General features: G+C 72.7%; 24 protein-coding genes. 15 read left to right on the top strand and 9 right to left on the bottom strand.

All coding sequences use genetic code 11. The features are described 5' to 3' along the window. Positions 1-53 precede the first annotated feature (53 nt). The 3 genes from Q0963_RS00525 to Q0963_RS00515 are packed head-to-tail and all read left to right on the top strand — an operon-like array spanning position 54 to position 2,728. A complete protein-coding gene (locus Q0963_RS00525) occupies positions 54-1,538 on the top strand; it encodes a trimethylamine methyltransferase family protein (RefSeq protein WP_299440888.1) in 1,485 nt (494 codons plus the stop codon). A 45-nt stretch (positions 1,539-1,583) separates the two neighbouring features. Then, on the top strand, positions 1,584-1,949 hold the full coding sequence (locus tag Q0963_RS00520; protein ID WP_299440885.1) for a DUF2784 domain-containing protein: 366 nt from the start codon (positions 1,584-1,586) through the stop codon (positions 1,947-1,949). Positions 1,950-2,005: 56 nt separating this feature from the next. Then, positions 2,006-2,728, top strand: coding sequence for a class I SAM-dependent methyltransferase (locus Q0963_RS00515; protein WP_299440882.1), 723 nt, complete (start codon positions 2,006-2,008; stop codon positions 2,726-2,728). Here Q0963_RS00515 and Q0963_RS00510 read toward each other — a convergent pair. Then, positions 2,725-3,753 (bottom strand): aldo/keto reductase, encoded by a 1,029-nt coding sequence (locus tag Q0963_RS00510; RefSeq protein WP_299440879.1) that lies wholly within the window; start codon positions 3,751-3,753, stop codon positions 2,725-2,727. The genes Q0963_RS00515 and Q0963_RS00510 overlap by 4 nt on opposite strands. Before the next feature lie 131 nt (positions 3,754-3,884). On the opposite strand from Q0963_RS00510, the gene Q0963_RS00505 reads away from it, so the two are divergent. After that, on the top strand, positions 3,885-4,172 hold the full coding sequence (locus Q0963_RS00505) for a 2TM domain-containing protein (RefSeq protein ID WP_299440876.1): 288 nt from the start codon (positions 3,885-3,887) through the stop codon (positions 4,170-4,172). Between the two features lie 44 nt (positions 4,173-4,216). Here Q0963_RS00505 and Q0963_RS00500 read toward each other — a convergent pair whose 3' ends face one another. Further along, complete coding sequence (locus tag Q0963_RS00500; protein WP_299440874.1) at positions 4,217-5,260, bottom strand: LuxR family transcriptional regulator; 1,044 nt, start codon at positions 5,258-5,260, stop codon at positions 4,217-4,219. A gap of 77 nt (positions 5,261-5,337) precedes the next feature. Between Q0963_RS00500 and Q0963_RS00495 the strand changes: the two genes are divergently transcribed. The 6 genes from Q0963_RS00495 to Q0963_RS00470 all read left to right on the top strand — a co-directional run bounded on the left by Q0963_RS00495 (position 5,338) and on the right by Q0963_RS00470 (position 11,896). After that, entirely contained in the window at positions 5,338-5,652 is a 315-nt protein-coding gene (locus tag Q0963_RS00495; RefSeq protein ID WP_299440871.1) for a hypothetical protein, read from the top strand. A gap of 207 nt (positions 5,653-5,859) precedes the next feature. Then, positions 5,860-6,648, top strand: a complete 789-nt coding sequence (locus Q0963_RS00490) for an alpha/beta fold hydrolase (RefSeq protein WP_299440868.1) — start codon at positions 5,860-5,862, stop codon at positions 6,646-6,648. 75 nt (positions 6,649-6,723) lie between these two features. Continuing rightward, entirely contained in the window at positions 6,724-7,506 is a 783-nt protein-coding gene (locus Q0963_RS00485; protein WP_299440865.1) for an IclR family transcriptional regulator, read from the top strand. A 144-nt stretch (positions 7,507-7,650) separates the two neighbouring features. Continuing rightward, positions 7,651-10,173 carry an FAD-dependent oxidoreductase gene (locus tag Q0963_RS00480; protein WP_299440862.1) on the top strand — a complete coding sequence of 841 codons (2,523 nt, stop codon included), beginning with the start codon at positions 7,651-7,653 and terminating at the stop codon, positions 10,171-10,173. Further along, on the top strand, positions 10,170-10,943 hold the full coding sequence (locus Q0963_RS00475; RefSeq protein WP_299440859.1) for an electron transfer flavoprotein subunit beta/FixA family protein: 774 nt from the start codon (positions 10,170-10,172) through the stop codon (positions 10,941-10,943). Before Q0963_RS00480 ends, Q0963_RS00475 begins: the two co-directional genes overlap by 4 nt. Further along, a complete protein-coding gene (locus tag Q0963_RS00470) occupies positions 10,940-11,896 on the top strand; it encodes an electron transfer flavoprotein subunit alpha/FixB family protein (protein ID WP_299440856.1) in 957 nt (318 codons plus the stop codon). The genes Q0963_RS00475 and Q0963_RS00470 overlap by 4 nt, the downstream gene beginning before the upstream one ends. A 25-nt stretch (positions 11,897-11,921) precedes the next feature. Here Q0963_RS00470 and Q0963_RS00465 read toward each other — a convergent pair whose 3' ends face one another. Beyond that, positions 11,922-12,776: a PD-(D/E)XK nuclease family protein gene (locus Q0963_RS00465; protein WP_299440853.1), complete on the bottom strand. Its 855-nt coding sequence runs from the start codon at positions 12,774-12,776 to the stop codon at positions 11,922-11,924. A gap of 82 nt (positions 12,777-12,858) precedes the next feature. Between Q0963_RS00465 and Q0963_RS00460 the strand changes: the two genes are divergently transcribed. Next, complete coding sequence (locus Q0963_RS00460) at positions 12,859-14,244, top strand: L-serine ammonia-lyase (RefSeq protein ID WP_299440850.1); 1,386 nt, start codon at positions 12,859-12,861, stop codon at positions 14,242-14,244. 108 nt (positions 14,245-14,352) lie between these two features. Here the strand turns inward: Q0963_RS00460 and Q0963_RS00455 are convergent, their stop codons facing one another. Together Q0963_RS00455 and Q0963_RS00450 are read right to left on the bottom strand one after the other, a co-directional pair. Then, positions 14,353-15,357, bottom strand: a complete 1,005-nt coding sequence (locus tag Q0963_RS00455; protein ID WP_299440847.1) for a serine hydrolase — start codon at positions 15,355-15,357, stop codon at positions 14,353-14,355. Between the two features lie 33 nt (positions 15,358-15,390). Then, the gene (locus Q0963_RS00450) at positions 15,391-16,422 is read right to left on the bottom strand and encodes an NAD(P)H-binding protein (RefSeq protein ID WP_299440844.1); all 1,032 of its coding nucleotides are present in this window, start codon (positions 16,420-16,422) and stop codon (positions 15,391-15,393) included. A gap of 166 nt (positions 16,423-16,588) precedes the next feature. On the opposite strand from Q0963_RS00450, the gene Q0963_RS00445 reads away from it, so the two are divergent. The 3 genes from Q0963_RS00445 to betT all read left to right on the top strand — a co-directional run bounded on the left by Q0963_RS00445 (position 16,589) and on the right by betT (position 21,901). Then, a complete protein-coding gene (locus tag Q0963_RS00445) occupies positions 16,589-18,058 on the top strand; it encodes an aldehyde dehydrogenase family protein (RefSeq protein ID WP_299440841.1) in 1,470 nt (489 codons plus the stop codon). 65 nt (positions 18,059-18,123) lie between these two features. After that, positions 18,124-19,806: a choline dehydrogenase gene (gene betA, locus Q0963_RS00440; RefSeq protein ID WP_299442407.1), complete on the top strand. Its 1,683-nt coding sequence runs from the start codon at positions 18,124-18,126 to the stop codon at positions 19,804-19,806. A gap of 31 nt (positions 19,807-19,837) precedes the next feature. After that, positions 19,838-21,901, top strand: a complete 2,064-nt coding sequence (betT, locus tag Q0963_RS00435) for a choline BCCT transporter BetT (RefSeq protein WP_299440838.1) — start codon at positions 19,838-19,840, stop codon at positions 21,899-21,901. A gap of 18 nt (positions 21,902-21,919) precedes the next feature. Here the strand turns inward: betT and Q0963_RS00430 are convergent, their stop codons facing one another. Next, positions 21,920-22,360, bottom strand: coding sequence for a hypothetical protein (locus Q0963_RS00430; RefSeq protein WP_299440835.1), 441 nt, complete (start codon positions 22,358-22,360; stop codon positions 21,920-21,922). A 108-nt stretch (positions 22,361-22,468) separates the two neighbouring features. Between Q0963_RS00430 and Q0963_RS00425 the strand changes: the two genes are divergently transcribed. Next, a complete protein-coding gene (locus Q0963_RS00425) occupies positions 22,469-22,909 on the top strand; it encodes a hypothetical protein (protein ID WP_299440832.1) in 441 nt (146 codons plus the stop codon). A 244-nt stretch (positions 22,910-23,153) separates the two neighbouring features. On the opposite strand, the gene purU is transcribed toward Q0963_RS00425, so the two are convergent. The 3 genes from purU to Q0963_RS00410 are packed head-to-tail and all read right to left on the bottom strand — an operon-like array spanning position 23,154 to position 25,520. Then, positions 23,154-24,005, bottom strand: coding sequence for a formyltetrahydrofolate deformylase (gene purU, locus Q0963_RS00420; RefSeq protein WP_299440829.1), 852 nt, complete (start codon positions 24,003-24,005; stop codon positions 23,154-23,156). Between the two features lie 46 nt (positions 24,006-24,051). After that, on the bottom strand, positions 24,052-24,678 hold the full coding sequence (locus Q0963_RS00415; protein WP_299440826.1) for a MarC family protein: 627 nt from the start codon (positions 24,676-24,678) through the stop codon (positions 24,052-24,054). Next, positions 24,675-25,520: a PHP domain-containing protein gene (locus tag Q0963_RS00410; RefSeq protein ID WP_299440823.1), complete on the bottom strand. Its 846-nt coding sequence runs from the start codon at positions 25,518-25,520 to the stop codon at positions 24,675-24,677. The genes Q0963_RS00415 and Q0963_RS00410 overlap by 4 nt, the downstream gene beginning before the upstream one ends. Between the last annotated feature and the right edge of the window lie 103 nt (positions 25,521-25,623).

The raw sequence follows: 25,623 nt of genomic DNA, 5'->3' as shown, positions 1-25,623 counted from the left end.
CCGGTTGCTGCTCATCATGTGGAACCAATGGCACCACATGATGAGGCTAGGATGTGACCCGGCTCACCGTCAACGACGTCCCGCTCCCCGGAGGCCGCATGTTCACCAACCGGATGCCGCGCTACGAGATCCTCTCGGCCGATGCGATGGCCCAGCTCGACACGGCCTGGCGCCGGCTCGTCAGCGAGATCGGCGTGGAGTTCATGAGCGACCGCGCCCTCGACCTGTTCCGGGCGGCCGGGCAGCGGGTCGAGGACAACACCGTCTTCCTCGACCCCGACTTCCTCCTCGAGCAGGCGGCCAAGGCCCCGCGCGAGTTCGACGTGCAGGCCCGCAACCCCGAGCGCAGCATCCACATCGGCGGGGACTCGATGGCGTTCGGCGCCGTGTACGGGCCGCCGTTCGTGCGTGACGGCGAGACCCGGCGCGACGGCACGATGGAGGACTACCGCAACTTCGCGAGGCTGTCGCAGTCGTTCTCGGTGCTCGACTCCGCCGGCGGCGTCGTGTGCGAGCCGAACGACGCCCCGCTGGACTCGCGCCACCTCGACATGACGCTGGCGCTGATGACCCTCACCGACAAGGTGTTCATGGGCAACGTCGTGTCCGGCGAGAACGCCCGTGACGTCATCGCGATGTCCGAGATGCTCTTCGGCGGGCGCGCGGCGATCGAGGCCACCCCGGCGTCGATCAGCCTCATCAACTGCAACTCGCCGCTGCGCTGGGACGACCGGATGCTCGACGCGCTCTTCGAGTACGCCGGGGCCGCGCAGCCGGTGGTGCTGACCCCGTTCATCCTCATGGGCGCCATGTCGCCGGTCACCATCCCCGCCGCGCTCGTCCAGCAGATCGCCGAGGCGCTCTCCGGCATCGCGCTCGCGCAGCTGATCCGGCCCGGGTGCCCGGTGATCTTCGGGTCGTTCCTCTCCAACATCGACATGCAGTCGGGCTCACCGACGTTCGGCACCCCCGAGTCGGGCATCGGGCTGCTGTGCACGGGCCAGATCGCCCGGCACTTCGGCCTGCCGTTCCGCACCGGGGGCGGGCTGACCTCCTCGCAGGTCCCGGACGCCCAGGCGGGCTACGAGGCCCTGATGACGCTGATGCCCACGTTCCTCGCGGGCGCCAACTGGGTGATGCACAGCGCCGGCTGGCTCGAGGGCGGCCTCGTCGCCGGCTTCGAGAAGTTCGTCATCGACTGCCAGATCGTCGAGATGCTGCAGCACGAGTTCACCCCGCTCGAGATCGACGAGGGCTCGCTCGCGTTCGACGCCCACCAGGAGGTCGGGCACGGCGGGCACTTCCTCGGGTCGATGCACACGATGGAGCGGTTCCGGACGTGCTTCTACCGGCCGTTCCTCAACTCCAGCGACAACTACGAGCGGTGGATGCGCAACGGCGCCCAGGACACCGCGACCCGTGCGGCGGCCATCTGGCGGCAGAGGCTCGAGGAGTACGAGCAGCCGCCGCTCGACGACGCCGTGCGCGCCGAGCTCGAGGAGTTCGTCGTGCGGCGCCGCCGCGAGCTCGGCGACTGACCGGCCCTACCAGGCCGCAGCGGCCTGCGGCAGGCTGGAGGCGTCATGTGGTTCCGCCTCGTCGCCGACGCCGCCATGGTGGCGCACTTCGCGTTCCTGGCCTACCTCACGGTGGGCGGGTTCGTCGCGTGGCGGTGGCCCCGGACGATCTGGGTGCACGCGGCGGTCGCCCTGTACGGGCTCTTCAACGTGCTCGTCGGCTGGGCCTGCCCGCTGACCCACGTCGAGAACTGGGGTCGGGCGCGGGCGGGCGACTCGACCCTGGTCGCCACCGGCTTCATCGACCACTACCTCGCCGGGGTCATCTACCCGCAGGAGCACGAGACCCTGGTCCAGGCGCTCGTGGCCGCCGTCGTCCTCACCTCGTGGGTCGGCTTCGCCCTGCGCCGCCGCCGGGCGCGAGCGAACTGAGGCTGCCTCGCCGGCTCCGGTTGCCGTCACCCCGACCAGTCGGTACGAAGGCACCCATGACCCCTGCGACTGACCATGCCCGAGCGACGGACGGCGACTACGACGGCTTCGCGGAGGCCTACTCGGCCGAGAACGAGTCCAACCTCTTCAACCGCTACTACGAGCGCCCCGCGATGCTCCGGCTCGCCGGTGATGTCGCCGGCCTCCGGGTCCTCGACGCGGGCTGCGGGTCCGGGCCGTTGTCCGAAGCGCTGCAGGCCCGAGGAGCCGTCGTCACCGGCTTCGACCGGAGCGTGGCGATGGTCGATCTGGCACGCCGGCGGCTGGGTGCGGATGCCCGGGTGTGCGTGGCGGACCTCGCCGAGCCGCTGCCGTACGAGGACGACGAGTTCGACGTCGTGACCGCCTCCCTCGTGCTGCACTACCTCGAGGACTGGACCGGCCCTCTCGCCGAGCTGCGGCGGGTGCTCAAGCCCGGGGGCCGCCTCATCGTGTCGGTGATCCACCCCGCCGTCTACGCGATCGTGTACCCCGACGCGGACTACTTCGCCCTCACCCGGTACTCCGAGGACTACGAGATGGCCGGCCGGCGCGTCGTCCTGACCTACTGGCACCGACCCCTGCACGCCATCACCGACGCGTTCGCCACCGCGGGCTTCCGCATCGTGACCCTCAGCGAGCCTCCCCCGGCGCCGGACACCCCCGGTGACCTCCTGCCGCCAGGCACCGATGGCCGGCCGTTCATCTGCTTCCTCTTCTTCGATCTGAGGTCCGCCTAGCCGCCGGCCAGGTCCCGCGCGCGTTGCTGGAGGCCCATCTCCCCGTAGGGGTAGTCGGCGGCCCCGAGGTCGCTGGCATCGTCGAGCAGGGCGTACTCCTCGGTCGTCAGCTCGACCCCGGCGGCCCGCAGGTTGGTCCGCAGCTGCTCCGTCGTGCGGGCACCGATGATCGTGGACACGACGGCCGGGCGGTTGTTGACCCAGGCGAGCGCGACCTCGGCCATCGAGAGCCCACGGCTCGTGGCGACCTGGTCCACGGCGTCGATCACCCGCCAGGTCCGCTCGCTCCCCCGCCGGTCGTACGCCTCCATGCCCCGGCCCGGGTCCTCCCCGAGCCGGGTGTCCCCCGTGGGCCGCTGGTCGCGCCGGTACTTGCCGGAGAGCCAGCCGCCCCCGAGCGGGCTCCACGGCAGCAGGCCCATGCCGACATCGCGCGCGGCCGGCACGACCTCCCACTCGATCTCGCGGACGATGAGGCTGTACTGCGGCTGCAGCGTCACCGGCTCGCGCAGGCCCAGCGCCCGCGCGGTCAGCACCGCCTTGGTCAGCTGCCAGCCGGTGAAGTTCGACAGACCGTAGTAGCGGATCTTCCCGGCCTGGACGAACCCGTCGAGCGTGCGCAGCGTCTCCTCCATCGGCGTGTGCGGGTCGAACGCGTGCACCTGGTACAGGTCGATGTCGTCGGTCCCGAGCCGGTGCAGCGAGGCGTCGAGGGCACGGGTCAGGTGCCGTGCCGACAGGCCGTTGCCGTTCGGGCCGGGGTCGGTCGCGAACCTGCCCTTGGTCGCGACGACCACCCGTTCGGTCACCTCAGGCGGGCGCGCCGCCAGCCACCGGCCGATGATCTCCTCGGAGCTGCCCGCGGAGTACACGTCGGCGGTGTCGACGAGCGTGCCGCCCGCGTCGACGAACACATCCAGCTGGTCGTGCGCGCCGGCCTCGTCGGTCTCGGCCCCGAACGTCATGGTGCCGAGGCACAGCTCGGAGACGGCACAGCCGCTGCGGCCCAGCAGTCGATAGCGCATGCAGACGAACCTAGCCCGCGTTCCCCCGGCGGGGCCTCGGGGGAAGCCGACGAAGGTCGTCCGGACGCGGGCCGAAGGTCACTGTCCGGGGTGGCGAAGGAGTCGTAGCGTCGTCGGTGAAGGAGGTCGTCATGGTCCAGGAACAGATGTCCGGCGACAGTGCCCTGCGTGAGCGGGCGATCAAGGAGCTCAAGAAGCGGCGGGAGTTCCAGAGCCACCTGCTCATCTACGTCCTGGTGAACAGCCTGCTCGTCGGGATCTGGGCGATCAGCAGCCCGGGAGCGTTCTTCTGGCCGCTCTTCCCGATCGCCGGGTGGGGCATCGGGGTGGCCCTGCACGGGTGGGACGTGTACTTCGCGAGCGAACCCGACGAGGCACAGATCCGGCGCATGATGGAGACGCTCCAGCGCAGGAGCTGACCCGGCCGGGCCCGCCCCGGGCGAGTCGATCGAGGCCCGGCCGTCTACCGGGTCTCGTCGGTGCGCACGCCGAGCGCGTGCGAGAGCAGCACGCGCCGGTTCCTCGTTCCCGTCTTGGTGAAGACCGCCTTGAGGTGGTCCTGCACGGTGTGCGAGGACACCGACATGCGTGCCGCGGCCTCGGCCGTGTCGGCGCCCTGGGCGAGCAGCTCCACGAGCTCACGCTCCCGGTCCGAGAGACCGTGGGCGCGGGCGAACACGTCGAGCCGGTCGCCCGGGGCCGTCGGCTCGATCGCCACGGCGACCAGGTCGCCGGGGTCCAGGCGCGACGCCCGCAAGGTCACCCACAGGCCGTCCGTCAGGTGGATCCGGGCCATCGGCTCGTGGTCGTCCACCCCGTTCTCGCCCGCGAGGAGCTGGGCGGCGACGTTGTACGCACCCGCCGGGATCGGGCGGACACCGTCGGGTTGCGGAAGCATCATGCGCAACCACTCCTGCGCCGCGTCGGTCTGACCCAGGAGGGACAGGTCGTCTCGCAGCAGGAGCACGGCCGGGCCGGGGAGTGACCGTCCGGTGCGAGCGGGGACGACGCCGAAGGTGCGCGACTGCCGCACCCGCAGCGCCGCCGTCAGCCCGGGCGCCAGCTGACGCAGCAGCTCGACGTCGTCGGCGCCGTACCCGCGCGTGGACCACAGGTCGAGGAAGCCCCAGCATCCGAAGCGGTCGCGGAACACGACCGAGGCAACGTCCACCACCCGGTAGCGGCGCTGGACCTCCCGCCAGAGCGGGCTCTCCGCGGCCTGTCCGCCCAACAGCGCGGCGTCGCCGAGCGTCGTCCACCGGTTGACCGCCGTCAGGTACTTCAGCCGGATCACCGTCGGCAGCACGGCGAGGTCGGGCAGGTGCGCGAGCGGGTCGACGCCCACGGTCGTCCCCGGGTCCGTCACCACCCAGGCGAACCAGTCGAACCCCACCGCCCGTCGGAGGTGGTCCAGGACGGCGGCCCGGAACGCCCGCGAGTCGCTCTGCTTCGCCGCGAGGCGATCGACGGTGTCGCGGTTCAGCGCGCCAGCCCTGGCCCGAGCCATCCGGTCAGGCTAGCGGGCGGAAACACCCCAGACATCTGGGATGTCGCTCGGTCCACGTCGCGACCCATGCTCGGTGCATGAAGACCCTACGCATCGAGCACAAGATCACCGACTACACCGTCTGGAAGGGGGCGTTCGACCGGTTCGCCGACATGCGCGCCGCGGCCGGGGCCCGTGGCTACCTCATCAGGCGTCCCGTCGACGACGCGCAGTACGTCATCGTGGACCTCGACTTCGACTCCGGCGAGGAGGCCCAGGCCTTCCTCGAGATGCTGCGGACCCGGGTGTGGTCGACGCCCGCGAACAGCCCCGCGCTGGCCGGAGCCCCGATCACACGCATCCTCGTCACCGAGGAGGCGCGGCGTCTGAGCGCCGACGAGCTGCCGGCGTAGCGACGCGCTGCGGGGGGTGCGGTAAAGACCTTGCCAGGGACCCGAACCCCTGCGACCTTGAGCACGTCGGACAACTGCGGACGTCAGGGGAACACGATGAAGACGCTCGTCGTGATCGTGGCTTCGGTCCTGGCCCTCGGAGCGTGTTCTTCAGGTCCCGAGCCGACACCGCCTGGCGATCCGGATCCATCGACGTCGGGCCCACCGATGTCGCCCAGCCGGAGCGGCTCCGGCGCTGCGGCACCTGACGGCTCGATCACGGGCACCTTCTCCGTCGGAGCCCGTCGGCTCAACCTCGAGTGCACGGGCACAGGGTCTCCCACCGTCGTCCTCGAGGCCGGGGACGGAGTTCCCTCGTCGGAGATGGGCGAGGTCGTCGAGAGCGAGTTCTCCGATCGAGTGCGCGTCTGCTCCTACGACCGCGCCAACACCGGGGGGAGCGACTCGGGAGCGCCGCTGCCGCGACGCCACCCTGACGTGGTGACGGACCTGCACGGCCTCCTCGCCGCGGCGAAGGTGCCGGCGCCGTACGTCCTGGTCGGGAGCTCCGCCGGTGGGATGCTCGTCCAGGCGTACGCCAAGACCCACCCCGCGGACGTCGCCGGAGTCGTCGCGCTGAACCCGGTCCCACCCTGGGACGAATGGGCCGAACGCGCATTCCCCGAGATGACGGCGTCGGAGCGGGACGACGAGACCGCGTACTTCGGCGGCACCGGAAGCAGCGAGGCCTTCGACTTCCGTCAGATCAGCCAGCAGATCGCGTCGACGCCCGCACCCGATGGGGTCCCGTTCCACATGGTGGTGTCCAGCAGCAAGCAGTGTGAGAGCCCCGACGACATCTGCGGCCGTACCTACCCTGCGTACGTCGAGATCACCAAGTCCCTCAGCGAAGGCTGGCCGCAAGGCTCGTTCACCCAGGCCGGAGCGGGACACGAGCTGTACCTGAGCGACCCCGGCGTCGTGGTCGATGCGATCAACGACGTCCTCGAGCGCTGAACGACGCTACCGAGGGCTCCACCACCGGCAGCGGACGCTGCGGCTCCCGGTTGCGCTCTTCGCTACCGTTGCGTCATGCGCACCACGGGTCCGGAGGGCGGCAGCACGGTCCAGTCCGTCGACCGGGCCGTGACGATCCTCGAGCTGCTGGCCCTGCACGGGCAGGCCGGCATCACGCAGCTGGCCCAGGAGCTCGGCGTCCACAAGTCCACCGCCAGCCGGCTGGTGGCGGCGCTCGAACGCCGGCGCCTCGTCGAGCAGGTCGAGGAGCGCGGGCGGTACCGGCTGGGCGTGGGCATCCTCAAGCTCGCGGGGGCCACGAGCGCCCGGCCCGACCTCGTGCAGGAGGCCCGGCCCGTCGTCCGCCGCCTCGCCTCGCAGACCGGCGAGACCGTCAACCTCGCCGTGCTCGCCGGCGGAGCGGCGCTCTACGTCGACCAGGTCTCGGGCGCCTCGAACCTGTCGTCGTACAACTGGGTCGGGCAGCACATCCCGCTGCACGCCACGAGCAACGGCAAGGTCCTCGTCAGCGAGCTGACGGACCCCGAGCTCGGCCGGGTGCTCGGCGACCTCACCGGGTACACGCCCGCGACGCTCACCGACCGCGCCGCCCTCGACGCCCAGCTCGCCGAGGTCCGCGAGCGCGGCTGGGCGATCGCCGTCGACGAGCTCGACGTGGGACTCACGGCCGTGGCCGCGCCGGTGCGCGACGCCCGCGGCGACATCGTCGCGTCGGTCAGCGTCTCGGGCCCCACCTTCCGGTTCGACCGGGCCCGGGTGGCGGAGGTCGCGACGGCCGTCTGCGCCGCGGCCGCCGAGGTCTCCGGGCGGCTCTCCCCCGGCCCCGCCGGCCGCTGAGCCCGGGCCCTGCGACCCCTGTCCCCCAGGGTGGACAGGTCCTTGGCATGCCCAGCTCGCTCTGCCATGCTGGACCCTCGTGTTGCACGATGAGCGTCGCGTTGCGTATTACGCACCGCGACGAGTGCCAGGAAGGACCCGCCCATGGCCCCCCTCCCCTCCTCCGCCCGCTGCGTCGTCATCGGTGCGGGCATCGTCGGGAACTCCCTCGTCCACCACCTCGCCGAGCTCGGCTGGACCGACATCGTCCAGCTCGACAAGGGGCCGCTGCCCAACCCCGGCGGCTCCACCGGCCACGCGAGCAACTTCATCTTCCCGGTCGACCACTCCCGCGAGTTCGCCGACATCACCCTCGACTCGGTGCGCCAGTACGAGGAGCTCGGGGTGTTCACCCAGTCCGGCGGCTACGAGGTGGCCCGCACCGAGGAGCGGATGGAGGAGCTGCGCCGCCGGATGAGCAGCGCCAAGGCGTGGGGCATCCCCGCCGAGCTGGTCACCCCCGAGCAGGTCGCCGAGAAGGTCCCCTTCCTCGACCCGAGCGTCATCATCGGCGCCGCCTGGTTCCCGACCGTCGGGGTGGTCGACAGCCTCCGAGCCGGCACGATCTTCCGCGAGCGGGCCGTCGAGCGCGGCGCGCTGACGACCGTCCCGAACGTCGAGGTCACCGGGATGGAGGTCGTCGACGGCCGGATCCGCGCGGTCGAGACGAACCAGGGCCGGATCGAGGCCGACACCGTCGTCGTCGCCTGCGGGGTGTGGAGCCCGCGGATCGCCCGGATGGCCGGCGCGCACATCCCGCTCACCCCGGCGGTGCACCAGATGATCTCGGTCGGCCCGTGCGAGGTCCTCGCGGAGCGACCGGGCGAGATCAGCTACCCGATCGTGCGCGACATGGACACCTTCTGCTACGAGCGCCAGCACGGCTCCGACATGGAGGTCGGCTCGTACGCCCACCGCCCGATCCTCTGGGACCCCGACGACATCCCCTCGATCGAGCAGGCCAAGCTCTCCCCGACCGAGATGCCGTTCACCGAGGACGACTTCGACCCCCAGCTCGAGCAGGCCCTCGAGCTGATGCCCGAGCTGCTCGGCGACGAGCGCGCCGAGATCCGCTACGCCATCAACGGGCTGCTCTCGCTGACGCCCGACGGCTACCCGATCCTCGGCGAGACCCCCGAGGTCAAGGGCCTGTGGTCGGCCGCCGCCGTCTGGATCAAGGAGGGCCCCGGCACCGCCCGCGCCGTCGCCGAGTGGATGACCCACGGCAACCCCGAGATCGACCTCGGGCACAGCGACATCGCCCGCTTCCACCCGCACCAGCGCACCCGCGCCCACGTCAGGGCGCGCACCTCCGAGGCGTTCAACAAGACCTACGGCATCGTCCACCCGGGCGAGCAGTGGTCGAGCAACCGCAACGTCCGGCTGGCGCCGATGCACGCCTCCCAGCGGGACCTCGGCGCCGTGTTCTTCGAGACCGCCGGCTGGGAGCGCCCGCACTGGTACGAGTCCAACGCCGGTCTCGTCGAGGAGTACGGCGACGCCTGCATGCCGCGCGAGCACGAGTGGGACGCCCGCTGGTGGAGCCCGGTCATCAACGCCGAGCACCTGCGGATGCGCGAGGCCGCCGGGCTCGTCGACCTCTCGGCGTTCGCGATCTTCGACGTCGTCGGGCCGCGCGCCCTCGAGGCCGTCCAGCGGATCATCGTCGCCCAGGCCGACGTGCGCGTCGGGCGCGTCGTCTACACCCCCGTCCTCGACGAGCGCGGCGGCTTCCGGTCCGACCTCACCGTCATGCGGCTGGCGCACGACCGGTTCCGGGTCGTCACCGGCGGCGCGCACGGCATGGCCGACAAGAAGTGGTTCGCCGACCGGATGCCCGAGGACGGCGGCGCGGTCGTCGTCGACCTCACCTCGAGCTGGACGACCATCGGCCTGTGGGGCCCGCGGGCCCTCGACATCGTCTCGTCGGTCACCGACGCAGACCTCTCGCCGTCGGGCCTCGGCTTCGGCAGCTGCCGGGAGATCGAGGTCGGCGGCCTGCACGTCCTCGCCTCCCGCATCTCCTACGTCGGGGAGTTCGGCTGGGAGCTCTACACCCCGATGGAGGCCGGGGCCGCGCTGTGGGCCCGGCTGCTCGAGGCCGGGACGCCGCACGGGATGGTCCCGGTCGGCATCGGCGTCTACGGCACCACCGGCCGCCTCGAGAAGGGCTACCGCGCCTACGGCACCGAGCTCGACACCGAGCGCACGCTCATGGAGACCGGCATGTCCCGGGCGAAGTGGAAGGACCAGGACTTCCTCGGCAAGGACGCCGTGCTCGCCCAGGCCGGCGAGCCCCCGAAGACGGTGCTCTGCTCCCTGACCGTCGACGACCACACCTCCGCGAGCGGGAGAAAGCGCTACATGCTCGGCGGCGAGCCGATCCTCACCCGGGACGGCGGCACCCTCACCGACGGCCACGGCCGGCACCCCTACGTCACGACCGCCGGGTCCGCCCCGAGCCTCGGCAAGCACGTGCTCATGGCGTTCCTGCCACCCGACGCGGCGGTGCTCGGCAACGAGCTCGCGGTCTCGTACATGGAGGAGCTGTACCCGGTGACGGTGGCCGCCGTGGACGCCACCCCGCTGTTCGACCCCGGGAACGAGCGGATCCGGGGGCTGGCGTGAGCAACGTCCTCGTCTGCGTCAAGCGCGTGCCCGACCCCACCGGCGAGGTCGTCCTGACCCCCGACGGGATGCGCGTCGACGGCCGGTTCGCCGGCTACACGACGAGCCCGCACGAGGAGGCCGCCGTCGCCCTGGCCGTCGCCGTCGCCGAGGCCAGCGAGGGGACGGTCACCGTGCTGTCGGTCGGCCCGCCGGAGAGCATCGAGCAGATCCGCGCCGCGCTGGCCGTCGGCGGCACCGACGGCATCCTCGTCGAGGCCGACTCCGACCTGCTCGGGCCGGCCGACGTGGCGGCGGCGATCGCCGAGGCGGTTCAGGCCCGGCAGGCCGCCGGCACGACGTACGACCTCGTCCTGCTCGGCAACGACGCCGCCGACACCGGCGACTTCCAGGTGGGGGTGCGGCTCTCGTACCTGCTCGACCGCCCGGTCGTGGCGGGCATCCAGACCGTCGAGGTCGACGGCGACGTCGCGACCCTGCGCGGCGAGGGTCCCGAGGGCACCGAGGTGTACGAGGTGACCCTGCCCGCCGTCGCCACGGTCCTCGAGGGTGGCGTCACCCCGCGGTACCCCAGCGTCATGGGCCGGATGCGGGCGAAGAAGGCCGAGGTCGAGACCCGCACGTGGTCCGGCAGCCCGGCGGGGTCGGGCCGCGAGGCGCTCGTCGTCCCCGAGCCGCCGCCCAGCCAGGTCACCGTCCTCGGCGAGGGCGCCGCCGCCGCGCCGGCCCTCGTCGCGGTGCTCCGCGAGCTCAAGGTGGTGCAGCGATGAGCGTGCTCGTGCTCGTCGAGGTCGAGGAGGGCCGCACCTCGCTCGTGTCTCGTGAGGCGCTGACCTTCGCGCGCGCCCTCGGCGCCGGCGACGTGCACGCGGTCGTCGTCGGGGCGGCCTCCGCCGCGACCGTCGCCGACTGCCGGGATGCCGGGGTCGCCGTGGTCCACGAAGCGGTCGACCCGGCGCTCGACCGGTACGCGGCGGCGGCCTGGGCCGCGGTCGTCGAGGCCGCCGGCCGGGCCGCCCGGGCCGACCTCGTCGTCGCCCCGGGCACCGGGCGGGGCAACGAGGTGCTCGCCCACGTCGCCGCCCGCCGGGGCCTGCAGATGGCCGCCAACGTCGTGTCCGTGACCTCGCTCGCCCCGCTGGTCGTCGAGCGCCAGGTGGTCGGCGGCGCCGCGCTCGAACGGGCCACCGTCTCGAGCCGGGTCCGGCTCCTGACGATGGCCGGCCACGCGGTCGAGCCCTCCCCTGCGGCGACTCCGGGCGAGGCGCGGGTCTCGCCGCTCGCCGTTCCCGTGGACCCCCGCGACATGCGGGCCCAGGTGGTGCGGGTCGAGCGGCGCGAGAAGGGCGACAGCGCCGGGCTCGCCGGCGCACGGGTGGTCGTCGGCGCCGGGCGTGGGGCCGGCGGCCCGGACGGCTTCGCCGCGGTCGACGCCCTCGCGGAGCGGCTCGGCGGCGCGGTGGGGGTCTCGCGCGTCGTCACCTCGCTCGGCTGGCGGCCGCACCACGAGCAGGTGGGGCAGACCGGCTCCCGGATCGCGCCCGACCTCTATCTCGCGTGCGGCATCTCCGGCTCCATCCAGCACTGGGCCGGGTGCGCGTCGAGCCGGACGATCATCGCCGTCAACACCGACGCCGAGGCGCCGATGGTGACCAAGGCCGACTACGCCGTGATCGGCGACATGCACGAGGTGCTGCCGGCCGTGCTCGACGAGCTGGGCTGACCCTCGGCCCCGCGACTGTCCGCGGTCAGTCGTCGTCGAGCGCGGCCCAGTCGGACTTCTCGGGCCCGGCGGCCTGCCCCTCGGGGCAGTGGGCGCGCAGGTCGCACCACCCGCACAGCGGCCCGGTGACCGCGGGGAACATCGTCGACTCCACCCCGTTGCGCGCGTAGTCGGCGTCGGCGCGGCGGGCGTCCCGCATGATCGAGCGGGCCCGCTCGACGTGCCGGCCGATGGACTCCCCCGTGTGCTCGTGGGCCGCGATGGTGCCCGACGGCACGTGGTGCAGCTCGACGCGGCGCACCGGGCGCCGGAACATCTTCCACACCGCAGCGGCGTACAGCGCCATCGGCAGGGAGGTGCGCGCCTCGTCCTCGGTGGAGACCTGCCGGGAGGTCTTGTAGTCGACGACGACGAGCTCGCCGTCACGGTCGTCGAGCCGGTCGATGCGGCCCTGGATGCGCAGGTCGTCGCTGACGAACGAGACGGTGCGCTCGATGCCGATGGGCCGGGGGGTCGGGCCGGCGGCCTCGAGGTAGGCGGTGACGGCCTCGCGCATCCGCGCCTTGAACCGCCGGGACTGGTCGCCGTCGCGGAAGCCGACGTCGATCCAGGCCTTGTCGACGAGGCGCCCGCCGGACTGCGGGGACCGGTCGGGCTGGTCCCAGATGTCGCGCAGGGCGTTGTGCACGGCGATGCCGAGCGAGGTGTGCGCCCGCTGCGGCCGCGCCGGGGGCCGCGGCCGGTCGAGGTAGGCCATCCGGTAGCGGCGCGGGCAGTCGAGGAAGGTGAGCAGCTTGCTCGGGCTGCCGCCCCACAGCGGCTCGGGCATGCCGGGGAACGCCGCCTGCTGCGGCCCGGCCTGCTCCCCCGTCGTCGTCACGTCCTCGACGGTAGCGGCTGGCTCCGACGCGGCCGTTCACCCGTCCCCAGGGCGCGCCGCGGGGTGGCACACTGGCCCCGCCATGGCCATCTCATCGTTCGACCTCTTCTCCGTGGGCATCGGGCCCTCCAGCTCGCACACCGTCGGCCCGATGCGGGCCGCGCACACCTTCGTCGCGGGGTTGCGGACCGACGGGCTGCTCGAGCGCGTCGGCCGGGTGCGGGGTGAGCTGTTCGGCTCGCTCGGCGCCACCGGCCACGGGCACGGCTCGGTCAAGGCCGTGCTGCTCGGCCTCGAGGGCGAGGCGCCCGAGTCCACCGACCCGCGCGCCGCCGAGGGGCGCGTCGACGACGTGCGCGCCTCCCGCGTGCTGCACCTCGGCGGTACCCACGACATCGCCTGCGACCCCGACACCGACGTGGTCCTGCACCGCCGAGCCTCCCTGCCGTTCCACAGCAACGGGATGCGGTTCACGGCGTGGGCCTCCGCCGAGCCCACCGACGGCGAGGAGCCCCTGCGCACCCGCGAGTACTACTCCGTCGGCGGCGGCTTCGTCCTCGACGAGGACGAGGTCGGACAGGGCGAGATCGTGCCCGACCACACCCCCGTCCGGTACCCCTTCACCACCGGCGACCAGCTGCTCGCCCGGTGCGAGGAGAGCGGGCTGCCGGTCAGCGGCGTCATGCTCGCCAACGAGACCTCGTGGCGCACCGAGCAGGAGGTGCGCGACGGCCTGCTGCACCTGTGGTCGGTGATGCAGGAGTGCGTCGTCGCGGGCTGCGCCACCGACGGCGTGCTGCCCGGTGGGCTCAAGGTCCAGCGCCGCGCACCCCGGCTCGCGCGCCAGCTGCGCCAGGAGCACCCCGGCGACCCGCTCGCGGCGATGGACTGGGTCACCCTGTACGCCCTCGCCGTCAACGAGGAGAACGCCAGCGGCGGGCGCATCGTCACGGCCCCGACCAACGGCGCCGCCGGCATCATCCCGGCGGTCCTGCACTACTACCGGCGCTTCGTGCCCGGCGCCGACGACGAGGGCGTCGTCCGCTTCCTCCTCACCGCAGCCGCCATCGGCACCCTGTACAAGGAGAACGCCTCGATCTCCGGCGCCGAGGTCGGCTGCCAGGGCGAGGTCGGCTCGGCGTGCTCGATGGCCGCCGGCGCGCTCACCGAGGTGCTCGGCGGCACCCCGAAGCAGGTCGAGAACGCCGCCGAGATCGGCATCGAGCACAACCTGGGCCTGACGTGCGACCCGGTGGGCGGGCTCGTCCAGATCCCGTGCATCGAGCGCAACGCGGTCGCCTCGGTCAAGGCCATCACCGCCGCGCGGATCGCGCTGCGCGGCGACGGACGCAACATTGTCAGCCTCGACAAGGCCATCAAGACGATGCGCGACACGGGCCGCGACATGAAGGTCAAGTACAAGGAGACCGCGCGCGGCGGCCTCGCCGTCAACGTCATCGAGTGCTGACCGCCGCTCGTCGCTCCGCGAGGACCGGGTTGTCGGCGCGGGACGCGGGTGTTTCCCGGTCCGCCGCCGACAACCCCGTCGACGCGGCTCAGCCGCACGAGTGCCGCGTCAGCCGCTGAGCCGCTCGTCCAGCAGCCTGCGGATCGGCCAGGCGCCCTCGGACCAGTTGGAGACGACGGTGTACGTGACGGCTGCCGAGGGCTGGTGCAGGCTGGCGAACGAGACGCCCGCGTCGTGGCCCTCGAGCCACACCGCATCCCCGGCCGGGTGCAGATGGAAGCCGAGACCGAAGCGCTCAGCCGCCGCCGGCCACTCGCTGCGGGGTCGCACCGCCTCGGCGACCAGCTCGGGCGAGACGATCTGGCCGGCGAAGAACGAGTCCCAGAACGCGCTGAGGTCGGCAGCGGTCGAGTAGACGCCACCGTCGCCGCTGCCGAGCACCGGGAGGTGGAGCACGTTCGTGCGCAGACCGTCGGCGCGCAGGTAGCCGCGGGCGGCCCGCCCGGGAAGCTCGTCGGACCGCAGGAACGCGGTGTCGACCATGCCGGCCGGCTCACACACCAGCGTGCGGACCAGCTCGTGGAAGCCGACCCCGCTGGCCCGCTCGGCGAGCAGGGCGAGGACCACGTAGCCGCCGTTGTTGTACGCGAAGCGCTCCCCCGCGGCGAACACGGTGCCGTGCCCGTCGAGCACCGGCAGGAAGCTCTCGGTCGTGTCCAGCTCGTGCACCGGAACCGGCATGAGGTGGTCGGCGATGTCCTCGATGGCGTCCTCGTCGAGGTAGTCGCCGATCCCGGACCGGTGCGCCAGCAGGTGCTCCACCGTCACGTCGTCGGCGACCAGCCGCAGGTCGTCGCCGAGCAGCGAGCGTGCTGTCGTCCCGAGCGCCAGCACCCCCTGCTCGACCAGGCTGAGGACGGCGAGCGCCGTCAGACCCTTGGAGCCGCTCGCGGTCGCGAACTGCGTCTCGACGGTGTTGCGGACCCCGTGTGCCCGGTCGGCGAGCCCGTAGGCCGCGCACAGCTCCGTGACTCCCCCGCGGTCGAGCCGGACGACACCGGAGAACCCCGTGCGCTCCGCAACGCCGTCGACCGTCTCCTCCAGCGTCCCCATCGTCCTGACGATAGCGACCGGGTGGCTGCGGGGTCAGGGGTCGGTCAGCACGTCCTTGACCGCGTCGACGACCTTCGCCACGGCGGGCCGGTCGTCGCCGCCGCTGGCCCACACCGGGTCCTGCGGGAGCGGCCCCATCGGGTCGGCGTCCTCGGGCTGCGTGGCACGCTCGGCCAGCGAGCGGCGGATGGCCTCGGCCAGCCCGACGAGGCGGTACCCCTCGGGCAGGAGGTGGCGCCGGAAGTCGTCGTCCGCGGCGACCATGTCGTGGCGCAGGCTCTCGACGAGCGCCTCGACCGTGGGCCGGGGCACATCGGTGAGGCTGCCGACCAGGGTCCCGACGAGCGAGGTGGGCAACAGGGGCACGGCGACCTGCGGCCGGTCGAGCCCCGCGTACTCGGTGTACGCGTCGAGCAGCTCGTCGTACGGCAGCCGGTCCGGGCCGCCCACGTCGAAGTGGCGCGACGGGCCCTCGTAGTCCAGCGCTCCGACCAGCGCCTCGAGCACGTCGACGACGGCGATCGGCTGCACCAGCGAGCCCATCCAGGTCGGGACGGTGTGCACCGGCATGCGCTGGCTGACCTGCCGGATGATCTCGAAGGACGTGGACCCGCTCCCCATCAGCACCGCGGCGCGCAGCACGACCACCGTCGCGGGACTCGCGCCGAGGATGCGCTCGACCTCGCGACGCGACGTGATGTGCTCCGAGAGCTCGTCGTCCGCGACGTCCGGCACGATGCCCGACAGGTAGACGACCCGGCCGACGCCCCGCGCCCGCACGGCGTCCGCGACGTTGGTCGCCGCCTGGCGGTCGGTGCGGGCGAAGTCGTCGCCGCCCATGCCGTGGATCAGGTAGTAGACGGCGTCCATGCCCTCGCAGGCGGCCGCGACCTGGGCGGCGTCGAGCGCGTCCATGACCACCGTCTCGACACGCTCACCCCACCAGGGCTGCTCCCGGCCGAGGTCGCTCGTGGTGCTGCGCACCTCGTGGCCGCGCTCGAGCAGGACGGGCACCAGCCGGCTCCCCACGTAGCCCGTCGCCCCCGTCACGAGAATGCGCGCCATGCCCACCTCTTCCGGGGTCGTCGGCCTGGAGATCAGGCACGTCGACTGTAGCCGCCACGGACGCCCGCCGGCCCCGGGGTGCTCGGCACTCTCCGACCCTTGACGGCTGTGCCGCGATGCGGCCAAGGTGGAGCACTTGCCCTGACCGACAACGGGAAGGACCGCGATGGACGACCTCTACATCGACGGCATCTGGGGCGGAGCCGCGGCAGGCGGCCGGCGCACCATCGTCTGCCCAGCGGACGGCACCGTCGTCGGGGACGTCGACGAGGCGGACGAGACCGACACCCTGCGCGCGATCGACGCCGCCCGGCGGGCCGCCGACGACGGCCGGTGGCGCGACACCCCACCCACCGAGCGTGCCGCGGCCGTCGGACGTATCGCCGAGATCCTCGAGCGGCACACCGACGAGATCGCGCGCGCCGAGGCACTCGACACCGGCAAGCGCTTCGCCGAGGCGAAGCTGGACGTCGCCGACGTCGTCAGTGTCTTCCGGCACTACGCCGGCAAGGGCGAGGACGTCGAGCGCTCGCGCACCGTCGACCCCGGGCAGCCGGGCGTCGTCAGCCGCGTCGACCGCGAGCCCATCGGGGTCTGCTCGCTCATCACGCCGTGGAACTACCCTCTGCTGCAGGCGAGCTGGAAGGTCGCCCCGTGCCTCCTGGCCGGCAACACCTTCGTGCTCAAGCCGAGCGAGATCACGCCGCACTCGACGATCCTCATGGTCCGCGCCATCGAGGAGGCCGGCGTCCCCGCCGGCGTCGCCAACCTCGTCCTCGGCACCGGGCCCGGTTGCGCCGCACCGCTGTCCACCGACCCCCGGGTCGACATGGTCTCGTTCACCGGCAGCCTCGCCGTCGGCAAGCACCTCATGACCGAGGCGGCCAAGACGGTCAAGCGCGTCGCCCTCGAGCTCGGCGGCAAGAACCCGAACATCGTCTTCGCCGACGCTCCCCGCGACGCCGCGATCGACAACGCGATGACCGCGGTGTTCCTGCACTCCGGCCAGGTCTGCTCCGCGGGCGCCCGGCTGCTCGTCGAGGAGTCCTGTGCCGAGGAGGTCGTCGACACCATCGTCGAGCGCGCCAGGACCATCCGGATGGGCCCGCCCTTCGACGAGGATGCCCAGACCGGCTCATTGACCAGCGCCGAGCACCTCAAGAAGGTGGAGGACTACGTCGCCACGGGGGTCGCGGAGGGCGCCCGGCTCCGGTGCGGCGGAGCCCGACCCGACGACCCGGCCCTCGCGGACGGCTACTACTACCTCCCGACCGTGCTCGACCGGTGCAGCGTCGACATGCACGTCGTCCAGGAGGAGTCGTTCGGGCCGGTGCTCACCGTCGAGACCTTCCGCACCGAGGACGAGGCGGTCGCCCTGGCCAACGGCACCATCTACGGGCTCGCCGGCGCGGTGTGGACCTCCGATGCAGAGCGGGCCCAGCGCGTCGCCCGGCGCCTGCGCCTCGGCACCGTCTGGATCAACGACTACCACCCGTACGTCGCCCCCGCCGAGTGGGGCGGTCACAAGCAGTCCGGCATCGGCCGCGAGCTCGGTGAGCTCGGCCTCGAGGAGTACCAGGAGCTGAAGCACGTGTGGGAGAACACCGACCCGGCGCCCACGGGGTGGTTCTCGTGAGCCGCCTCGCCCAGGCCGCCGAGCGTGCCGCCGACGTCGCGGCCCGGCTGCGCGACCGGACGACGCTGGCCGAGGTCCCCGACCGGGTCGACGTCGTCGTCGTCGGCGGCGGCAGCGCCGGCTCCGTCATCGCCAACCGGCTCTCCGCCGACCCCGGCACCTCGGTGCTCGTCCTCGAGGCGGGCCGCTCGGACTACCGGATCGACCCGTTCATCCACATGCCCGCTGCTCTGCCGTTCCCCATCGGCAGCCGCTTCTACGACTGGCAGTACGAGTCCGAGCCCGAGCCGCACATGAACGGGCGCAAGGTCTACCACGCCCGTGGCAAGGTGCTCGGCGGCTCCAGCTCGATCAACGGGATGATCTTCCAGCGTGGCAACCCCCGCGACTACGAGCGCTGGGGCGCCGACGAGGGCATGGCGGACTGGGACTACGCGCACTGCCTGCCCTACTTCAAGCGGATGGAGACCTGCGTCGCCGGCGCCGACGAGTGGCGCGGCGGCGACGGGCCGCTGCGGATGGAGCGTGGCCCCGCCACGAACCCGCTGTTCGGCGCGTTCTTCGCGGCGGCCGAGCAGGCCGGGTACCCCCGCACCACCGACGTCAACGGCTACCGGCAGGAGGGCTTCGCGCCGTTCGACCGCAACGTCTCCCGGGGCCGGCGGCTGTCGGCCTCCCGCGCCTACCTCCACCCCGTGATCGACCGTCCCAACCTGCACGTGCGCACGCTGGCGCTCACGACCCGCGTCCTCTTCGAGGGCACCCGCGCCGTCGGGGTCGAGTGTTCGGCCCTCGGCCGGAAGCACACGGTGCGGGCCGGCGAGGTCATCCTCTGCGGCGGCGCCATCAACACCCCGCAGCTGCTCCAGCTGTCCGGCGTCGGCGCCCCCGAGCTGCTCCGGCCGCTCGGCATCGACGTCGTCTCGGGCCTACGCGGTGTCGGCGAGAACCTCCAGGACCACCTCGAGGTCTACATCCAGCACGCATGCACCCAGCCGGTGTCGATCGCCCCCGGGCTCGCGTACAGAAACCGGCCCAAGCTGGCCGCCGACTGGCTGTTCTTCCGCAAGGGCCTCGGTGCGACGAACCACTTCGAGGGCGGCGGCTTCGTCCGCAGCAACGACGACGTCGACTACCCCAACCTCATGTTCCACTTCCTGCCGATCGCGATCCGCTACGACGGGTCGAGCCCCATCGAGGGGCACGGCTACCAGGTGCACATCGGCCCGATGTACTCCGACGCCCGCGGTACGTGCCGCATCCGCAGCGCGGACCCCCGGCAGAAGCCGGCCCTGCTGTTCAACTACCTCTCGACCGACCAGGACCGGCGCGAGTGGGTCGAGGCCATCCGGGTCACCCGCGAGATCATGCGCCAGCCGGCGCTCGCGCCGTACGACGGTGGCGAGATCTCGCCCGGGCCCCAGGTCGAGACCGACGAGCAGATCCTCGACTGGGTGCGCGACGACGCCGAGACCGCGCTGCACCCCAGCTGCACGGCCCGGATGGGCGTCGACGACCTGTCCGTCCTCGACCCCACGACGATGGGGGTCTACGGCACCGAGGGCCTGCGCGTCGTCGACGCCTCGGCGATGCCGTACGTGACGAACGGCAACATCTACGCCCCCGTGATGATGCTCGCCGAGAAGGCGTCGGACCTCATCACCGGCGCCACGCCGCTCCCGCCGTCGGACGCGCCCTGGTACGACCTGCGTGCCGGCAGCCCGCTCGACCCGCCCACCCGACACTGACCGACCGCCGCACCGTCGCCGAGGAGAGCCCATGACCACCACCGACGCCCCCGCCGCCGACCACCGGACCCCTCCGCCGGTCGGCCCCGGCTTCCTCGGCGGCGCGCCGGTGCGGATGCCGGTGTTCATCGCCTCCCTCGCCGGCGTCCTGCTCATGGCGACGTGGGCCCTGGTCAGCCCCACCTCCGCCGAGAGCGGGCTGGGCACGGTGACGGGCTGGGTCACCGAGTGGTTCGGGTGGTTCTACGTCCTGCTCGCGACGGCCGTCCTCGTCTTCGTCATCGGCCTCGGCCTGTCCCGGTACGGCCACGTCCGGCTCGGGCCCGACCACTCCCGGCCCGAGTTCTCGACCTTCGCGTGGGCCTCGATGCTCTTCGCCGCCGGCATCGGCACCGACGTGATGTTCTTCTCCGTCGTCGAGCCGGCGACGCAGTACATGGCCCCGCCGGCCGGCGCCGCGGCCCCCGAGTCGGTCGAGGCCGCGCGTGAGGCGACGGTCTGGACCCTGTTCCACTACGGCATCAGCGGCTGGGGCATGTACGCGCTCATGGGTCTCGCCCTCGGGTACTTCTGCTACCGGCGCAACCTGCCGCTCGCCGTGCGCTCGGCGCTGGCCCCCGTGCTCGGGAAGCGGATCGACGGCCCGCTCGGCCACGCCGTCGACACCGCCGCCGTCCTCGGCACGATCTTCGGGGTCGCCACCTCGCTCGGCATCGGTGTCGTCTTCCTCAACGTGGGGCTCAACGTGCTGTTCGGCGTGGGCGTCGGCACGGGCGCCCAGGTGGCCCTCGCCGTGCTCGCCGTCGTCATGGCCGCGATCTCGGCGACGACCGGGGTCGACAAGGGCATCCGCTTCCTGTCCCAGCTCAACGTCATCCTCGCGCTGGGGCTCGCCGCCTGGGTCCTCGTGACCGGCAAGACGAGCATGCTGCTCAACGCCACGGTCGCGAACGTCGGCGACTTCCTGCGCACCTTCCCCGCGAAGACGATGGAGACGTTCCCGTTCGTCGACAACGTCGAGTGGATGGGCTACTGGACCCTGTTCTTCTGGGCCTGGTGGGTGGCGTGGGCCTCGTTCGTCGGCCTGTTCCTCGCCCGGATCTCGCGCGGGCGCACCATCCGGCAGTTCGTCGCCGGCACGCTCATCATCCCGTTCCTCTACATCGTCATGTGGATCTCGATCTTCGGGAACGCGGCCATCGACCGGATCCGCGGCGGGGACACCGCGTTCGCGGAGACCGCCCAGGACTTCACCGGCATCGGCTTCTACGAGCTGCTGTCCGGCTACCCGGCCGGGCAGGCCGCGATCGGGCTCGCGTTCTTCGTCGGCCTGCTCTTCTACGTCACCTCGGCCGACTCCGGGGCCCTCGTCATGGCGAACCTGACGAGCCGGCTCGGCTCGATCACCGAGGACGGCGCGCCGTGGCTCCGCATCACCTGGGCCGCGGCCACGGGCCTGCTGACCATCGCGATGCTGCTCGTCGGCGGGATCGTGGCCCTCCAGTACGCGACGATCATCTTCGGGCTGCCCTTCGCCGTCGTGCTCGTCCTCGTCATGGTGGGGCTGCTGCGCGCCCTGCGGGTCGAGGGCCGACGCGTCGACAGCCGCGACCACACGATGCACGCGCTGATCTCGGCCCGCAGCGCCTCGCCCAAGGAGGACCGGGCCGCGACGTGGAAGGGCCGCCTGGCGCGGGCCACGAACTTCGTCGACCGCGAGGACGCCCTCGAGCACCTGCGCGACGTCGTGGCCCCAGCGCTGGCGGAGGTCGCCGAGGAGCTGTGCCGCCACGACGTGGTCACGACGTGCGCGGTCGACCTCGAGGGCGAGACCCCGACGGTGACGCTGAGCACCCCGCAGGAGGACCCGGTGTTCGTCTACCGCGTCGCGATCGAGATGTCACCGGTGCCGACCTACGGCGGCCGGATGATCCAGAGCCGCGACACCTACGCCCGGCTCGAGGTGCATCTGGCCGACGGCGGCCAGGGCTACGACATCATGGGCTACGGCCACGCCCAGGTGATCCACGACTGCCTCGACCACTACGAGCGGCACCTGGAGTTCCTGCGGCTGGCGGAGTCGAAGCGGTCCTGACCCGCGGCCCGAAGCGGCTCACGAGGCGAGGTCGCCGACCGCGCCCAGCGGCTCCGGGAAGGCACGCACGGTGGCCGGGGTCGCGAGGTAGGCACCGACCAGCCGGGCGCCGCCGGCCCGGCAGGCCTCGATGACCGTCTCGTGCCACGCCCGGTCGGCATCGGTGAGCAGCACCGACCCGTCGCGGCCGCGCGCGAAGACGACGGCACCCCCGTCGCCGGCGACCATCCGCGCGAGCTCGGTGAGGAACGCTGCCAGCTGCCCGGGATCGGCATCGGCGGGGACGTCGCCGATGACGCAGGGCTGGCGGAGCCGGAGCGCGTCGTCGAGCAGCAGGAGGCACACCGCGCCGCCGAGCCGGTCGTCGTGGCCGACGAAGAGGTCGACGACGTCGGCCGCCAGGGCGGGGTCGTCGAGCGGCAGGTCGTCGAAGGACTCGGGGAGGTTCGCGAAGCTCATGGCCCGAGCCTGCCCCGGACGGCGCATCGGGCCGCGAGGTTTTCCACAGGGCCGGCGCGACGGTCGCTCCGCCACCGCCACGGGCCCCCGCCGTCCTAGCGTTGGCGCATGGCCCTCGACGACGCCCACGCCCGCCCCGCCGCCACGTCCGACGCCACCGTCGCCGCCCTCGGCAAGCTGTCCGAGGCGCTCGAGGTCGTCGAGGAGGCGCGCGGCCATCTGTACGCGTTCCACCGGCGCTGCGGCACCGCCGACCTCACCCTCGGGGAGGCCGTCGACCAGCTCCGCGAGGCCGGTCACGGCGACCTCGCCGACCGCATCGCGACCGACCTCGTCGGGCGCAACGTCCTGGCCGGCCGGTGGTCGTTCCAGGTCGTCGAGGAGTACGACGACGGCTACTACACCGCGTTCCGCGAGCACGAGCGAGCCGCGCGCGACGCGCTCATGGAGGGTCGCCGGCACGTCTTCGAGGCCGAGATGAAGGACGACCGGCGCACCCACGGGCGGCCCGGCCACGCCGCGACGCCGCAGGACAGCGGCCTCGGCTGATCCGGCCGCCCCGGCGAGGTATCACCGGGGGTGCAGGTCTGCTCCTGCCCCCATGAAGATGATCACGCCCGGTATCGCCCAAGCCCTCACCCTCCGCGAGTGGGAGCCCCGCCGTCCGCCGCGCCGCGAGCGCGCGCCAAGGACGGTCACCCTCCGCGTGCCGCGACTGCACCTGCCGCGGCCGCACCTGCCACACGTCGCGCTGCCGCACCTACACCACCGGTCGCGGGCGCAGTGACCCGGCTCAGCTGAAGACGACCGTCCGGGTGCCGTTGACGAGGATCCGCGACTCGCAGTGCCAGCGGACCGCCCGCGCCAGCACCCGCGACTCGACCTCCTCGCCGGCGCGCACCAGCTCCTCCGGGGTCATCCGGTGGTCGGCGCGCACGACGTCCTGCTCGATGATCGGCCCCTCGTCGAGCGCCGGCGTCACGTAGTGCGCCGTCGCCCCGATGATCTTCACCCCGCGCTCGAACGCCTGGTGGTAGGGCTTGGCGCCCTTGAACGAGGGCAGGAACGAGTGGTGGATGTTGATGACGCGCCCGGCGAGGTCGGCGGCGAGGTCGTCCGAGAGCACCTGCATGTAGCGGGCGAGCACCACGAGGTCGACGTCGTGCTCGGCGACGATGCCGCGCAGCGCCATCTCCGCCTCGGCCTTGGTCGCCGCGGTGACGGGCACGTGGTGGTACGCGATCCCGTAGGACCGCACGAGCGGCTCGAGGTCGGCGTGGTTCGACACGACGGCCGGGATCTCGAGGTTGAGGGCGCCGGAGCGCCACCGGAAGAGCAGGTCGTTGAGGCAGTGCCCGAACCGGCTCACCATGAGCACCGCCCGGTAGGGCTGGGCCGCGTCCCGGATCGTCCACTCCATCGCGTACTCGGCCGCGACCGGGGCGAAGAGGTCACGCCAGCCGTCGACGCCCGGGTCGGCGTCCTCGACGGAGTAGCGGATCCGCATGAAGAACTGGTCGGTGCGCACGTCGTCGAACTGCTGGCTCTCCTCGATGTTCGCGCCGCGCTCGAAGAGGAGGGCCGTGACGGTCGCGACGATGCCGCGGCGGTCGGGGCAGGACAGGAGCAGCACGTACTCGGACACGCGCCCACCGTACGGACCGCCGGGCCGGCCGCGCCGGGGCGTCCGCTCAGTGTCCGGGGGTGCCCTCGCCGTTCGCGAAGGCGATGACCGCGTTGGCGACCATCTGGACCGCGATCGCCGACAGGAGCAGCCCCGCGATCCGGGTCAGCAGGACGATGCCGCTGTCCTTGAGGAAGCGGGCGAGCGGTGAGGCGAACCGGAAGACGAGGTAGACGACGAGCAGCGCCGCCGTGAGCGCCGCCGCCACGGCCGCGAGCCCGCCCGGGCCGTCGGCTCGCTGCACCGCGAGCATCGTCGCGACGATCGCGCCCGGGCCGGCGAGCAGCGGGGTCCCGAGCGGCACGAGCGCGACGTTGACGCCGGCATCGGCGAGCGACTCCGACTCCGAGCCGGTCAGCAGCTGGAGCGCGACGACGAGCAGCAGCAGGCCGCCGGCCGCCTGGAGTGCCGGCAGGGTGATGCCCAGGTAGTCGAGGATCCGCTGGCCGAAGACCGCGAACGAGGCGATGACCCCCAGGGCCACCAGGCTCGCGCGGCGCGCCGCGGAGGCCTTCTGCTTCGCCGTGAGCGGCCCGGTGAGGGCGAGGAAGATCGGGATGGCGCCGGGCGGGTCGAGGATGACGACGAGCGTGACGAAGGTCGTCATGAAGACCGAGACGTCGAACCAGCTCACGGGCGGACCACCCGGGTCCCGGTGGCCAGGTCCTCGATCGCGGCGAGCACCTCGGGGGTGGTCGTGTACTCGCCGAGGCGGTTCAGCTTGCCCTCCCCGTGGTAGTCGCTCGAGCCGGTGACGAGCAGGTCGAGGGCCCCGGCGAGGTCGGTCAGCTCGTGCACCGCCCTCTCGTCGTGGTCGCGGTGGTACACCTCGAGGCCGGCCAGCCCCGCGGCGGCCATCTCCTCGATCAGCTCGACGGCGACGACCCCGGTCCGGGTGCGGGAGTGCGGATGCGCCACGACCGGGACTCCCCCGGCGGCCCGGACCACCTCGACGGCACGCACCGGGTCCGGAGCGTAGTGCGCGACGTAGTAGGGGCTCGCGTCGCCGAGCCAGCGGTCGAACGCCTCGTCCCGGTGCTCGACGACCCCGGCCCGTACGAGCGCGTCGGCGATGTGCGGCCGGCCCGGCGTGGCACCGTCCTCGACCTCGGCGCGCACCGCGTCGACGCTGACCGGCACCCCGTCGGCCTCCATCCGCTCGACCATGGCGTCGAGCCGGGTCGCCCGGCTCGCCCGCGCCTCACCGAGCTCGGCGAGGAGGTCGGGGTGCTGCGGGTCGGGCAGGTACGCGAGCAGGTGGACCGATCGGTGGTCCCGGGCGCAGGACACCTCGATGCCGGGGACGAGCGTCATCCCCGTCCGCCGCGCGGCGCGGGCGGCCTCGTCCCAGCCGCGGGTCGTGTCGTGGTCGGTGAGGGCGAGGGCGTCGAGCCCGGCCGCCACCGCCGCCGCCACGAGCGCGGCCGGCGGCTGGGTGCCGTCACTCGCGCTCGAGTGGGTGTGCAGGTCGATCACACGCGAAATCGTAGTGGCGCCGAAGTCGTCGTCCGCGCGCGGCAATCCTTCGGTCCGCGCCGCCGGAGGAGACGGTCTGCCAGCGGCCCTGACCGGCGGGCGA

Origin of the sequence: uncultured Phycicoccus sp. (assembly GCF_947495705.1) — a bacterium.
In the GTDB taxonomy this organism is placed as follows: domain Bacteria; phylum Actinomycetota; class Actinomycetes; order Actinomycetales; family Dermatophilaceae; genus Phycicoccus.
The sequence above is the reverse complement of the archived record's forward strand: the minus strand, read 5'-3'. Positions and strand labels throughout refer to the sequence as shown.

Bases quoted from the DNA above. Each gene is read 5' to 3' on its own strand.
- Q0963_RS00510 (WP_299440879.1), bottom strand. From the start codon at position 3,753: ATGCGCTATCGACTGCTGGGCCGCAGCGGCTGTGCCGTCTCCGAGCTG.
- Q0963_RS00445 (WP_299440841.1), top strand. From the start codon at position 16,589: ATGGACGACCTCTACATCGACGGCATCTGGGGCGGAGCCGCGGCAGGC.
- Q0963_RS00425 (WP_299440832.1), top strand. From the start codon at position 22,469: ATGGCCCTCGACGACGCCCACGCCCGCCCCGCCGCCACGTCCGACGCC.
- Q0963_RS00455 (WP_299440847.1), bottom strand. From the start codon at position 15,357: ATGGGGACGCTGGAGGAGACGGTCGACGGCGTTGCGGAGCGCACGGGG.
- Q0963_RS00430 (WP_299440835.1), bottom strand. From the start codon at position 22,360: ATGAGCTTCGCGAACCTCCCCGAGTCCTTCGACGACCTGCCGCTCGAC.
- Q0963_RS00500 (WP_299440874.1), bottom strand. From the start codon at position 5,260: ATGGCTCGGGCCAGGGCTGGCGCGCTGAACCGCGACACCGTCGATCGC.
- Q0963_RS00520 (WP_299440885.1), top strand. From the start codon at position 1,584: ATGTGGTTCCGCCTCGTCGCCGACGCCGCCATGGTGGCGCACTTCGCG.
- Q0963_RS00485 (WP_299440865.1), top strand. From the start codon at position 6,724: ATGCGCACCACGGGTCCGGAGGGCGGCAGCACGGTCCAGTCCGTCGAC.
- Q0963_RS00470 (WP_299440856.1), top strand. From the start codon at position 10,940: ATGAGCGTGCTCGTGCTCGTCGAGGTCGAGGAGGGCCGCACCTCGCTC.
- Q0963_RS00505 (WP_299440876.1), top strand. From the start codon at position 3,885: ATGGTCCAGGAACAGATGTCCGGCGACAGTGCCCTGCGTGAGCGGGCG.
- betT (WP_299440838.1), top strand. From the start codon at position 19,838: ATGACCACCACCGACGCCCCCGCCGCCGACCACCGGACCCCTCCGCCG.
- Q0963_RS00450 (WP_299440844.1), bottom strand. From the start codon at position 16,422: ATGGCGCGCATTCTCGTGACGGGGGCGACGGGCTACGTGGGGAGCCGG.
- Q0963_RS00515 (WP_299440882.1), top strand. From the start codon at position 2,006: ATGACCCCTGCGACTGACCATGCCCGAGCGACGGACGGCGACTACGAC.
- Q0963_RS00480 (WP_299440862.1), top strand. From the start codon at position 7,651: ATGGCCCCCCTCCCCTCCTCCGCCCGCTGCGTCGTCATCGGTGCGGGC.
- Q0963_RS00460 (WP_299440850.1), top strand. From the start codon at position 12,859: ATGGCCATCTCATCGTTCGACCTCTTCTCCGTGGGCATCGGGCCCTCC.
- Q0963_RS00490 (WP_299440868.1), top strand. From the start codon at position 5,860: ATGTCGCCCAGCCGGAGCGGCTCCGGCGCTGCGGCACCTGACGGCTCG.
- Q0963_RS00495 (WP_299440871.1), top strand. From the start codon at position 5,338: ATGAAGACCCTACGCATCGAGCACAAGATCACCGACTACACCGTCTGG.